Below are 13,062 nucleotides of genomic sequence, written 5' to 3' on the forward strand. Positions count from 1 at the left end.
GAATTAGAAACGGATGGGGCGTGGCAGCCAGTCACGAATTCGCTCGGCGACGCTGTCACGATTCCCTTGGGCGGGCGGGCGATCGTTTGTGGGGTTTGACGAGTGGTTGAGGGAGGTTTTATTTGGTGCGATGGATGACGCGGCGGCGCTCTTATTCTCGGTCATCGCCGCCGCGGCGGAGCTATGGGTGATAAGCAAATATTGCGCCCAACGATTTCGCAGCAACTCAGCGGCGGGGGCGTAACTGCCGCGCTGAAGGCCTTGGATTGCCAGGAAAACTTTACCTTGTAAATGCGAACGTTCGGCACGAGTTGCGAAATTGTCATGAAGTCGAACGTCATCAATCCATAGTCTACCTGGAGTAAGGCTGTCGATTGTCAGCCGAATCGTTTCCAAATCGTCCGGATTGAGGCCTTCGATCTCTAGAATGTTCTTTTTCGTCAGCCACTGACCGTTGCACGGTAGAGAAAATTGCGAAACGAACCGAACCGGCTCGCCCCCCCTGATGCCCTCCAATGAAACACGGAGGTCGTGACTCGGTGGCTGCGGCGTCAGTTTTGATTTGGCGACTTCGACCTGATCCGTCTCTCCGGATGCGGTGGCAACATCACCCCCATTTAAATTCATCATCACCTCCGCGGCTGTCTGGCGAATTGGATTCACCGCCGGTTTGGCTGCCGCCCGAAGTGACATCGAAACGCTTAGACGCCCCGTTGCGGGCACATTGATCGGTTCACTGACAATCCAAACGCCACCGGGGTTTTGTTCGGTTGTTAACAGTCGGATCGAGTTTTTGCCCTCGCTCGCTTCATCGGAATCCAACTGCACCGCGTCGGCGGGAAACTGTGTGTGCATCCAGCCAACGATGCCGACTTTTCCATTCGCCTCAAAGTTCGCATTTCGGATACCGTCATACAGATCCGGCGACCCCAACGTGCCGATATGATCGACCACAGTGGAAACGTGTGTTTTAAGGTGCTCGATGGTTTGAGTTGGGTTTTCGAAGTCCGCTTTCCAGCCGCTGACAGCGATATGTGATTGCTTCGACACCAAATTGACGACTGAGGAAGGGGGCAAGACGATTCGATCGTCTTGCTGCAGTTCACTGTGGTCGCTTGGGTTGATTAGCGACGATGGCGTGGCGAGGTCCAGTCGAACGGTATTGGTCCAAGGTGCCTCGTTGACCAATGTGACAACGCTGTGATCGGAAAGGCCTTCAGAAACGAACACATGAACCCCGACAGATTCTCCCACCGGACCGGCGGTTTCCTGTGCCTGATTGTTTGACGCTTGACTGTTCGACGCTTGAATGCCCGGCATGGGCTTGCCCGGCGATGCCGAAGGAATTCCACGCATCGATCGGGGCACGTGTTTGACCTGCTCGGTGGTCCGTAAAAGCTGCGGATCAACCGCCATCGGCAACCTGTCGCTATCGATGACGATTCGCTCCGGACTATCGCGTAACAAACGCTCAATGAGCTTGGCGTGGAGTCGCGACTGGACGATCCGCTCCTGACCCTTAAACACGGTGGACTCAATCGATACCACTGCCGCCTCGGGTTGAAACCCCTTTCGTCGATCGACCATCACAATGGGAGTACGAATGGTTTGGCTCCATGCATCACACGCCTGAAACCATAGCGGGCCGCACCAGCGGAGATCCGATGTCGATGATGCCCCGGCAAGCTGCTTCAATTCTGTATGAAACGCTGCGTTCATTTCGGGCGCCGTCTGAATCATCAATCGATCGTACTGAAGCCATCTTGCATGACTATCAAGTTGACGTATCCCAGACCAAAGGATTTCAAATAACTGAGTGCTTTCGGCGAACCGACCGCTTAGCGCCACGCGAGTCGGTCGATCGACGAAATCGGCAGCCCAATCCCACGAACGCGTTGACCATGTCAAATGACGAAACCCACCGGATTCGGTCTTCGCCGGTGACGGCTTGCCAGCGGCCAACAAATCAATCGACTGAATCGCGACAGTTGCCGTTGAAGACAAATTGCGAATACGCACGAACTGGGGTTTGCCGGTCGATCGATGAGCAACGGCGACATGTCTGTTGCCAAGTGGGACAGGCGCGCCGGCGTCGAACTGCGGCTCGATAACATACGTGTCACCCTGTTGAATCGAATCAAACTGGGGCGACGACGCGATTTCGATACGCAATCGAGTGCTGTCTTCGATTGCCGATTGCTGTTCGATCGAAAACTGCAATTGGCAACGGTCGTCGGGGCTGGCAATCGGCAGCACCGCGATGACGTCTTGCTGTGATTTCAACACATGGTCTTTCAGTGGTTGCTCATCACGCCAGTGCGGTATTGGAAGAGATTCACCGACCCGTTTTGCCCCAGGAACAAAACGGGTTGCGTCGGGAATCCATCGCGTTCCCATCCATAGGTTCGCATCGAACTGCGTCGCCTGACCGATATTCTTCCATGCCGTCGAAGCGGTGACCGAGAACGGATCCCGAGCGGATCGATCTGACGTAGCCGGAGCGGAGGGACTTACTAGCCAGGGCGTTTGAACTTCGGCGACAATCTCGCTGTTGCGCAGCGAAAACCGCTCCCAAATTTTATCTTTCGGTTGTAGCAGTCGGAGTCGAATTTCGTAGACGCCGACTTGTTCGGGGGAATGGTCGGCGACGGAAATGACTTCCGATCGTCCGGCGGAATTCAAGGTGATTTCGGTTTGCTCGCGAGCGACCAAGTCTCCGCTCGGAACTTCGATCAATTCATACTGCAACCGTAGTCGCTCGCCGGCATGAGCCTTCAATGCGTCGATCAGAACGCTTAGCCTGGTCGCGTCACCCGCCTTGCTAATCGGCCGTAACGAAACGGACTGCTGGGGTGCCGATGTCAGTGCCCCCGACGTTGACAATTCCGGATTTTCTGGGGCGGACCACTTCAGCCGAAACGGCTTGGTCGATGCTTCGTATAGCGACAAAAACGCCTGTGTTCGACCGGCCGTTTGCGGGGCCCGAGTCGACTCGATTGATTCGGCTGCCGACAGTGACAGCCCAGCCCCCGTCATGGCGACGGTGAGGAACAGGCACATGCTAACCAGGACGCCAAAGTGACGACCGTGTCGATTTGCCTTCCCGAGAAACGTGCTCCTCGCCGCCTGAATCGCTAAGGGATAACGGTGGCGTGACGCATCGAATCGTTTCTGCGGACTTCCATGTCCTTGCATCAACATCGCTAAGCGGTTGGACGGAGTAGTGGCGAGACAGCTCGATCGTATCGCAGCCGCCTGAATCGCTCGGCTCCAACGATCACCTTCGAGACTACCGATTGTCGGCATGCTGCGGCAAGACGAATCGCTCTTGAATCCAGCGTGCGGCGTCATCCAACGTTTCGTCGGTATCGCGAATTTGATAGCCCAATTCACGGATCGCCCGTTCACTGCTGTACCAATGAAACTGACCGCTCATTGTTACCTGGGCGCTGTTGACATCGGTTTCGTTGCCGCTGACTCGGGTCCAAAGATCTCCGACCAGTCCTGCCAGGTATTCGACTCCGGGACCAAGGGTATGTGTCGGCGGGCGTTTCCCCATGCGAATCGCCATCTCCGACCACAGTTGTTTGTATGTCCAATTGTGCCCGGCAAGAATAAACTCACGCCCCGGTTCACAGTCCTTTAGTGTCGCCGCGATGACCCCCGCGGCAACATCGCGACTGTCACAGACGCTGCACCCACCGCGCGGCGCGATCGGTTTCCACCCTTTGCCGACTTCGATCAGCATGCGCCCACTGCTGGGTTTCCAGTCCCAGGGACCGAGCATAAATCCGGGATGCACGATCACCGCGTTCAACCCGGACGGGATAGCTCGCCGGACGACTTCGTTGGCAGCCCGCTTGCTCTGCACGTACGCACAGGGAACCTGCCCACCTGCATGACCGACCGGCGTGTTTTCATCGGCGATGGTGTCACGTGACCCAAGCGCAATGGAATTCACCGTGCCAACAGCGGTTAGCTTTTTCTTGTGCCGGAGGCAAGCCTGGGCGAGGCGGTCGGTGCCGTCGCGATTGACGCGCATCGACGATTCAATATTTCGCCACCCCAGATGAATCATCGCCGCGCAGTGAATGACGGCGTCGCATGACCGGACGGCTTGATCAAGGACGTCGCCGTTCCCACCACGGAAATCAGATACTTCGCTGCCTGCCTGTTCGCTGCCAGCCTGTTCGGTGGGCTGCTCATTTGCTTGCTCATCAGCGATCGGGGCAAAATCCGATTCGACGATTTCGATCGGGCAGTCCCCCGATAGCGACTGCCCCGAGTCTTGCTCGGTCGTTCGCTTAACGGAATCGATGCCATCAGTTTCGCCGGGAAAACCTCCGTCGCTGCTCCCTGCGAAGATCCCCGCAAAAACCTCAGAATCTGGTGCCTTACGGACGAGGGCGACCGGGGTGTGTCCCCCGGCAGCAAGTTGACGAACGATATTGTTGCCGAGCAAGCCCGTCGCACCGCTGACGAGAATCCGCATGTTATTCCCAAGATTCGAGACCAAACCCCAGCCCGGAGGGGTGCGGTTTGATTCTTTTTTTAGGTGTGATTATCACCCCTTACCCACCCAGCCGGACTCTCAGGATAGGGGATTTGCGATTGGAAACGTAACATGAAACCACCTTCGCAGCCACGTTGATCGGCTGGGGTGAATTGACAAGTCACCCACCGGTTGACCAATCTGTCGGCTGATCGATTTTCAGCGGATCGACTCCGGTCGTCCAGCTCGACATCGCAGATGGTTTTGCGGTGGCTTTCGGGCGGGATACCGACGGTGCCCACGGAGCGGGCCGAGTCCCAAAGTAGGGCAACGACGCCAATCCGCTCATTCAAGAAGACGAGACTCAACTGCATGTCGCGAGACAAGCTGGAACTAATTCGAAAGTCTGCTCCGAGTGTGCTGCCCAGCCTACTGCTGTGTGATTTCGGCGATCTCAAAGGCGAACTTGCCCGTTTGGAAGACGCCGGTGCCGAAGTTCTGCACTTGGACGTCATGGACGGAAACTTTGTCGGCAACCTGACCTATGGGATGCCGATCGTCGAAGGCATTCGCCGTCATAGCGACCTGCCGATGGACGTCCATCTGATGATCACCGACCCGTTGGCCTATGCGAAACCCATGGTCGACGCCGGAGCTGATTTGCTGACGTTTCATGTCGAAGCAGTCGACGATGTCGCTGCGGTCGCGGCACAGATTCGCGAAATGGGTGTCGGAGTCGGCGTCGCGCTCAATCCGGAAACGCCCCTTTCGGCGATCGAACCTTGTCTGGACATTGTCGACCTCGCATTGGTGATGAGCGTCAAGGCGGGGTTTGGCGGACAGAAATTCAATCCCGTCGCACTCGACAAGTTGCGTTCACTGAAACAATCCCATCCGAAGCTTTTACTGGAAATCGACGGCGGCATCGACGCGACAACGATCGGCCCCGCGCGTGAAGCCGGATGTGATCTGTTCGTTGTCGGCTCGGCAATTTTCAAGAAAGATGACTACAAGGCTGCGATCTCGGTCTTGGACGACGCAATTGCCGGGGTCGCCGAATGAGCCGAACAGCAACGATGACTCGCGTCCTGCTGATTCGGCCGGGCGCGACGGATTTTGATGAACAGGGGCGGATGAAAGGATGCCTCGACATGCCGCTCAGTTCGCGTGGCGAACAGCAGGTCGACGCGCTCGCCGAAGATCTCGCCCACGTCGACTTGCGTACGATTTATTACGCCCCGTGTGAAAGCGCCGCCGAGACGGCTCGCTGCCTTTCTCGCCGCCTGACACAGCAGGGATGCGAAGCCAAGGTCAAGATGATCGAAGCGTTTCGCAACTTGGATCACGGACTATGGCACGGGAAGCTGATTGACGAAGTTCGTCGTAATCACCCGCGCGTGTATCGTTTGGGCGTCGAGCACCCCGAGGTGTTTTGCCCTCCCGGCGGCGAACCACTCGGTGACGCCCGGACACGAGTGAGCAAGGCGATTCGAAAGTGCACTAAAAAGGCGCGTGACGGCGTGATCGGTTTGATCATTCCTGAACCGCTTGCCTCGGTTGCCGAAAACATTCTTAACGGCGAAGAGCTAAAAAGTTTATGGAAGCACGAAACCGACTCGGCAAGTTGGACGATGATCGAGACCGAAGTCTAGTGCTTCGTTCCATTTGAAAATACACGTTCGCCCCATCAGCCGACGGGCGTCAGCCCGGGTTACTGCACCGAAACGTGCCTAACGCCATGCGGCTAATCCAAAAACCAAAGGTTGACGAAGCACTGGGTTGCATCGCCTTGGTTTAAACGTGGTGGTGCGGTCGGATTCAACTGGGAACCTCACACACGCTTCGCCGTTTCAAATTGCATCAAGCGGTTCTTGGCTTCCGACATGAATCCTGCGCAAGGTTTTCTTTCGGTCGCCGCACATTGATTGCCTTCCTCGAAACAGAGTTGGCTTTGCAAGTGAGCTTAAGCGCGCCGGGTTTCGAAAACACTAACTTCGGTCGGCTTGGATATGCCGGCGCGATGGTGTTCGCGACACTGGTCGCCGGTTGGCTTTATCGCCGTGGTCAGGACACGAGCGAGTTGACTCGCGAGCAGCGCTGGGGGATTGCGTTCGGCGGCGTCCTCGGTGCAACCTTTGCGGCGAAGATTCCGTTTGTGCTTGGCAGCACGACCACAGGAGGCTGGTTCGGCCTTTGGCTGAGCGACGGAAAAACGTTGCTTTGGGGACTCACCGGCGGTTACATCGGCGTCGAAGTGGCGAAGTGGTCGCTGTACGTTCGCCAGCGAACCGGCGATCGCTTTACGGTCCCTGTCGCCGTCGCGATCGGAATCGGACGAATCGGCTGCTTGTTCAACGGATGCTGTTATGGCGTTCCCACCGACGATAGCTGGGGGGTCCGGTCAGGTCTTGCTGATGGAGGACGGGTGCTTCGTCATCCCGCGCCGCTGTATGAGTTGGCGTTTCATCTCGGGTTTGCCATCCTTGCCACCATCGGTCTGCGCAAAGGAATCTTGCGTGAACGATGGATGCTGGTCTACCTGATCAGCTATTGCTTGTTTCGATTTGTCAGTGAGTTTTGGCGTGAAGAACCGCAACTGTGGATGGGGCTGACGTTTTATCAGCTCAGCGCGGTTCCGATCGCGATCGCATTCGCGACGGTTTTGGTTGCACGATCGGTCGGCCAAAGGAACGGGCTTTCCGAGAACGAAGGCTGATCCCCGACCTGGGCACCGGTACGAAAGCACGTCGACTGACCTGGCGCGGGATTGCGCCACCAGCCCAAAAGCGTTACCTACGGTCGAATGACATGCGTCCGCCTGTAACCCACGGCCCTTGCCTCGCGACCGGCGAATTCGGCCTGGGCTGGGAACTCTCTGCTAGATCCAGAGCTTCATCCGGCCGTCGAGCATCCCCGGGAGCGCTCGCTGCACCATCGTCTTGACTTGGCGATCGTGATAACGCGTGCTTAGGTGCGCGGCGATGATGAGCTCGTTTTCAAACTTGTCGGCCCGCTTGCGATAATCATCGACGTGCATGTGCCCGTGCTTGTGGATCTTTTCTTTGCGGTGTTCCGGGGCGACGAACGTCATCTCACTAATCAAGATCTTCGACTGATAGAATTCGGGATTGTTGTCCAATCCAGGTGGAGAGGTGTCACCGGTGTAGGCCAGAACGGGGACGCGGATCTCGGTACTGATTTCGGTTCCGGCAAGTTTCAAGTCACGGATTTCAGGTCCGGAAAGATGTGTGAACTCCGCTTTCAATTTATGGCGTCGGTGATAGACGATGAAGCCTAAAGAAGTGATCGTGTGTCGCGTCGGGACGGCTTCGACTAAGTATTCGCGCCCGCATTCGATTTGGTCACCGGCGATCAGCCCGACCAGTTCACATGGCATCGGCCCGCGGTCAAGCCGCCGAAAATTCTGCAGCATCTCCCACGCTTCGTCGACGGCCGAATCCGGCAGATAGATCACCGGCGGGTCCATCTTCATCATCCGTCGCCGCGACACATACGAAGGCAGCGAGGCAATGTGATCGAGGTGGGCGTGTGAGATAAACAACGTCGACGTGCCCATGAAGTCCCAAGGTTGGGCGCCGACATCGAAAAGCAGTTTCAGTTCATTGATGCGCCAACAGGTTTGCACCGCCGCGCGCGAGTAGCCCTCGATCGTCAGACCGTCATGGTGATGAGAGATCAGGGGAATATTTTCAACCATCTCGTATCGTCAAGCTTGCGGCGAACCAACCAGCGGGCAAGTCACCGTCTAGGTTCATGGGAATCGCACGCCCGATGCGTGCGCGGAGAACAGGACAGCCTGTCACTCACCCCGGGGCGACACAAGCAGCTTTCCTTCAGCGGTCTCGATCTTCAGCGATGATTGGTCTGTGATCAAGTGGACCAATTCCCAAAGCGTCATGTCTTTCGCCTCGAAGGAGACCAGTTTGACCAACGAGGGGTTCGCGGCCGGGTCGAATGCCGATGTGACTCCTGCGCTCGAAAACAACTGATGCAAAACCGCGCCAGCCTTTTGGTTTTCGACCTTTAGTGAAAACGTACGGCGATCGTTGCGAAGTTGCACCAGCGGGTCCGAGCTGGCCGGCGGTCCGGCGGGCTGGCCGGTGGTCGCCGCTGCCGAAGAGCCGGCCGAGGACAGCAGCGCAGAGCACAGCAAGCGATGGGCGGCCAGACCGGCTGCGAGCGTCGTCTCTCCGCGCCCCGGGGTGACTTTGATCGACGGATGTGACTTTCGCAGCACCTTAAGTTCCTCGCTTAAGCCGGCGAATCGATACCGCAGGGTTAATCTCTTTTCAACTTCGCCTTCCGGATTATCGACACTAGGATCCTTGAATTGGGCGGCGACCAGCGTCATCGCGGTTACAGGTGACACTTGGTCCAGACGTGTCGCCGGCCAAAGATCGTGTGGCAAAGCAGCCGAGTCGGACGGGAAGGCGGCGCCGCGATTAACCGATGGGCCGATGGCGTGGCGGATCGACCGCATCGCTTCGGTCGGCGTGGACAGCGCCGGCCAGCGGACATCGATCGGCCCGATTGCGACGTTTGACGCGGGGTTTTGAAGTTTTATTGCGGCCTTGTTTTGCAATAAATCCCGGCCGGTCTGGGCGACCCATTCGGCGCGTCCGATTAGCACACATCGTTCGATCGGCAGCACAACGCAACCGGCCGAGTCGGCGACTTTCTCGAGCGATCGATAACGGGTTGGCCCCAACGGCCCTGGAGAAACTGGGGCATCTGGGTCAACTTTACGATCAAGCCAGACGTTCAAGTGTCGATCCGGCTGGCCGGGAATTTCGCTTATCAGTTCGATCGCGATGCGAAGTGATTGACCATCAAGACGCCCACTATGCGGTTCTCTAAGCCGCTGCACAAAGTCATCTCGGACATCGAGTCCATCGGCGCGACCAGACGTTGCCGATGCCAAGACGAGCGGGCAAATCAACAGCAGGGCGATCACGTGTGTGCGTGCGAAAAGCATAAAACGGACTAAGCGGGCGAACGTTCGAGCGAGAAAATGGCTATGAGAACGGCATGAACAAGGGTGTCTGATCGGCACACCCGTCATTGCCGTGATGTCCGGCAACCAACAATCCGACGGCGTCTGAATCGGGCCCGACATGTTGTGAATGCGAGGGCTTGTAACTAGACTCCGACCCTGCACGAAGCAAAACGAAGCCGGAGAGTAGCTCCACCGAAGATGCGGAAAATCTTCTTGCGTTCGGTTGCCCGACACACCCGTACGCCTAGTATAACACGCGACTTGCACCTGGATTGCTCCTCAACTCGACGGACGCCCCCCTGTGACTTCACCTCTAGTGCGAACGCCCCGATTGGCCACCGCCTACCGGCGCCTACTGAACACATCCGATGCCCCTCAGTACGCAGCCGAAGTCAACGAACATTATTCGCCTGCGACCTTGGCCCGATTGCTGCGTCAAGGCGACGTGGAACTGCGCCGCGCCTCGGCGATGGCCCTCGGTCTGCTCGGCAACAGCCGGTCGATCGAGCCGCTCGGCCGCGCCCTCTGTGACGCGGACCGTGGCGTGCGGTTGGTCGCCGACGATTCCTTCCGTGGCCTGCTATTGCGTGACGCATCGCCGACTCATCACCAGCAGTTGCTTAAAGTGATGCACCTGACCGACGGTGGCGAGTACGCCGCGGCACTAGCACCGGCCATGATCCTGGCGGGACAGGCACCGCAGTATGCCGAGGCACACTTCCAGCTCGCGTGTTGCTGGCAAGGCCTTGATAATCCCACCAAAGCCGCGCAGGCCTACACCGCATGTTTGTGGCGTTGCCGGTATCATTACGGCGCATGGCAAGCCCTCGCGCGATGCCAGATGCTGGCCGGTGAGTACCCACAGGCAATCCGTTCGTTGCAGCGATGCCTGGACATTTCTCCAGACACCGAGAACGCACGGGTCCAGCTACGGTCGCTACGGCGTCACATGCGCCGCTCCGACGCGTAAGCGTCACCCAACCCTGTCGCGACCTGCGAACGCACACAGTGCAAACGACCACAGGGCCGATAAACCAAGGCTAAGGTTGCGCTCGGATTCGAAATCAAGACCTGCCGCATGGCGTTAGCCGCGGTCTCGTTGCGACAAGCCAGTTGCAACAAGCCAGCGCGAATCCCCTTCGGCTGCTCATTCACATCCGACTGCCGATTGCCGACTGCCGACTGCCGACTGCCGACGGCCGACTGCAACATAGCACTGGCCAATATGACTCAGGCAAAATTCGTTACGTGGCAACGTGCCAGCCGGCGAGTCTTTGTTTAAACGTGTTGTCTGTGATGATCAACTACAACGACCTTTTTGTATCCTGCGTCGCGATGCTGGGTTCTGCAACGGCGTTTGCCGTCGGCATCGGTCCATGGCAAGAACCCTATCGCTTGCGAACCGTCGCGATGATTGCTCAGCGGTATGGCATGCCGGCGGCGCGAATGCTATGGATCGCGATCGCGATTATCTCACTCGTCGCCGGAATAGCGATCGCTCGCGGCATCCGCCCCAGCTACGCTCGGCCGACACCCGAATCGGTCGGGCCCAAGATCTAACCAACGAAGGCCTATCCAGCACCGTTCCCCGAAAGGCGTGCGCACCACCGACGGCCGTCGCTGCGACATACAGCTCTACACAGCCTCGTTGAAATACAGCCTCGTTGAAATACAGCCAGCTGCAACCGCAAGCACTTTTAGACGCCTGGGTTTGATTCCTGGACGGCTTGATCCATCACTTCGATGGCCGCGTCGACGTAGCGTTCGAACGATTGCTCGAAGTGCAACATTGCTTTTTCGTCTGCGAAGAAAAACATGCGGTTGTGAACCGGGTCGATCACGCCCCATTCACGGTTACCCTTCACGATTTTCTTTTCTTCAAAGAATCGCACGACGTCAATTTCATTAAGCATCGGCGTGAACGGCATGGGGTCGACCAGGAACGCTTGCATCGCCGCTTCATTGGCGAACAAATAAAGCTTGCCAAGGTGCACGACGCCCAGTTCAGGCTTGCCTTCGATCCACTGCCCGTCTTTGACGACCGAGACGGCGCAGTAGCCTTGGATCGCGAGCTCTGGCTTTTCAGGCGACTTAGTATCGATCGAAGGCGACGACTCTTTTTCGATGCGAGCGGCGGCCATCGAGGCATTCATAGCGGTCGGATTATTGGTCGAGGCGACATCGGCTGCTGGCAGCATGAATTGATTCGTTTGGGGGCTTGCTTTGGTTCCGCCGTCTGCCGGCTTTGCGTTTGAAACGCGGACTTGAACCGGCAGGTCACCCGCTGGCAAGTCAAGCCTACCGGTGTTCGCGGCGAGCGTTTCCGCTTGCGGCACCGTGGTGTTTGGTGACGCAACGGTGTTTGCCGATGCAACCGGTGCGGTCATGCCCGCCGGGCTGGTTGCGGTCGTCGGCTGCGGCGTTTGCGACGATGGTTGCGGTGGCGTCTGAACGGCCGCCATTTGCGTTGCCGCAGGACCAGGCTGAGCGGCCGTCGGTGCTGCGGGAGCATTTGGAGCGGGAGCCGGTTGCCGAGCTGCCGCGATCATGGCGTTCGACTTCGTGAAGCTCGAATAGGTGTTCGAGAGCATCGCGACATAGCGGCCGGGATGCTGGGGGCTGACCGAGTGAGACAGTGCCTTGCCATCGGTGGTCACGATCACGTCGGTTGGGTACTTGGTGACCTTGAACAGCTTGGCCAGCTTGGGGTTTTTTCCGCCGTGAACCTTGACCGGGATAAAATTCAGGTTGACCGCGGTTGAGACTGCGGGGTCTTGAAATGCACCCGCCTCCAAGCGATCGCAGTAAATGCAGTTGTCGGTGTAGAAATGGAGCAACAGCAGCTTGTTTTGCTGCTGGGCTTTGTCGTGGGCGTCACGAAGTTTTCCCTCCCAAGCGATTTGCCCGTCGCAGGGGCTCGAGCTCACGAGGGTGATTGCGAGCATTACAAGTGAAAGCGCGGCGTATCGCATCCTGCGTTCCTGTGTCCGTCCGTGGGGAGTGATTTGAGGTCAGCCGCCGATTCCTAGCGACGCATCGTCAAACTTGATCGGCTGTTAGTAAGGTGACGCTTAATCGGAAAGTACAGAATGGGGGAACTTTAACGCCAGCCGGAACAATCTGACCTGACCCGGGGAGGCGAGAGCTCCTTTCTTGCCGCGTCATCCGGGAGGGAAATCAAGCGGTCAATCGCAACTGGATCTCTGCCCGATCACGGCAGCAACGCTAGCTGGGGGAGGTTTGTCTTGACAGGGCGTTAGGATCGGCTATATTTCGAGGTAGCTTCGTCGGTGCGGCGAAGAACGTGTTGCGTCGCACCCCATACAATTCACTTCGTCGCTCCTCGACGTTTTCTGAGATTGGATTTGTAGGTTGCCGGGACGACTTCCCGGTGAGACCCGACCGTAGGCATCAATGGGATTGATTTTTTCCTGCGGTGTGGTTCTGATGTCCAAACAGCAAATTCCGAACGAAATCGCTTCATGACGCCGACTTGCGGTCGGCCCCGTTTGATTCTCCCTGGCTGAAATCCCAGTTCGGGTGCGTGTGATTC

10 protein-coding genes are annotated in these 13,062 nt (G+C 57.6%); 5 read left to right on the top strand and 5 right to left on the bottom strand.

Translation table 11 applies throughout. The features are described from left to right. Window positions 1-3 precede the first annotated feature (3 nt). Both FYC48_RS21770 and FYC48_RS21775 read right to left on the bottom strand, forming a co-directional pair. Window positions 4-3,351 (bottom strand): hypothetical protein, encoded by a 3,348-nt coding sequence (locus tag FYC48_RS21770; protein WP_149498907.1) that lies wholly within the window; start codon window positions 3,349-3,351, stop codon window positions 4-6. After that, window positions 3,290-4,492: an NAD-dependent epimerase/dehydratase family protein gene (locus FYC48_RS21775; RefSeq protein WP_149498908.1), complete on the bottom strand. Its 1,203-nt coding sequence runs from the start codon at window positions 4,490-4,492 to the stop codon at window positions 3,290-3,292. The genes FYC48_RS21770 and FYC48_RS21775 overlap by 62 nt, the downstream gene beginning before the upstream one ends. A gap of 372 nt (window positions 4,493-4,864) precedes the next feature. Here FYC48_RS21775 and rpe point away from each other — a divergent pair, with 372 nt between their 5' ends. From rpe to FYC48_RS21790, 3 genes are all read left to right on the top strand, one after another. Continuing rightward, entirely contained in the window at window positions 4,865-5,554 is a 690-nt protein-coding gene (rpe, locus tag FYC48_RS21780) for a ribulose-phosphate 3-epimerase (RefSeq protein ID WP_149498909.1), read from the top strand. Continuing rightward, the gene (locus tag FYC48_RS21785) at window positions 5,551-6,144 is read left to right on the top strand and encodes a histidine phosphatase family protein (RefSeq protein ID WP_230780057.1); all 594 of its coding nucleotides are present in this window, start codon (window positions 5,551-5,553) and stop codon (window positions 6,142-6,144) included. Before rpe ends, FYC48_RS21785 begins: the two co-directional genes overlap by 4 nt. A gap of 305 nt (window positions 6,145-6,449) precedes the next feature. Then, on the top strand, window positions 6,450-7,208 hold the full coding sequence (locus FYC48_RS21790; protein ID WP_160149692.1) for a prolipoprotein diacylglyceryl transferase: 759 nt from the start codon (window positions 6,450-6,452) through the stop codon (window positions 7,206-7,208). 162 nt (window positions 7,209-7,370) lie between these two features. Here FYC48_RS21790 and FYC48_RS21795 read toward each other — a convergent pair whose 3' ends face one another. Together FYC48_RS21795 and FYC48_RS21800 are read right to left on the bottom strand one after the other, a co-directional pair. Then, entirely contained in the window at window positions 7,371-8,210 is an 840-nt protein-coding gene (locus tag FYC48_RS21795) for an MBL fold metallo-hydrolase (protein ID WP_149498912.1), read from the bottom strand. Window positions 8,211-8,312: 102 nt separating this feature from the next. Beyond that, window positions 8,313-9,488 carry a hypothetical protein gene (locus FYC48_RS21800; protein WP_149498913.1) on the bottom strand — a complete coding sequence of 392 codons (1,176 nt, stop codon included), beginning with the start codon at window positions 9,486-9,488 and terminating at the stop codon, window positions 8,313-8,315. Window positions 9,489-9,810: 322 nt separating this feature from the next. Between FYC48_RS21800 and FYC48_RS21805 the strand changes: the two genes are divergently transcribed. Next, a complete protein-coding gene (locus tag FYC48_RS21805; RefSeq protein WP_230780049.1) occupies window positions 9,811-10,479 on the top strand; it encodes a HEAT repeat domain-containing protein in 669 nt (222 codons plus the stop codon). Between the two features lie 326 nt (window positions 10,480-10,805). Continuing rightward, a complete protein-coding gene (locus FYC48_RS21810) occupies window positions 10,806-11,069 on the top strand; it encodes a hypothetical protein (protein ID WP_149498914.1) in 264 nt (87 codons plus the stop codon). Window positions 11,070-11,206: 137 nt separating this feature from the next. On the opposite strand, the gene FYC48_RS21815 is transcribed toward FYC48_RS21810, so the two are convergent. Beyond that, window positions 11,207-12,436, bottom strand: a complete 1,230-nt coding sequence (locus FYC48_RS21815) for a thioredoxin family protein (RefSeq protein WP_235034359.1) — start codon at window positions 12,434-12,436, stop codon at window positions 11,207-11,209. Between the last annotated feature and the right edge of the window lie 626 nt (window positions 12,437-13,062).

It is taken from the genome of Roseiconus lacunae (genome assembly GCF_008312935.1).
Lineage (GTDB): Bacteria > Planctomycetota > Planctomycetia > Pirellulales > Pirellulaceae > Stieleria > Stieleria lacunae.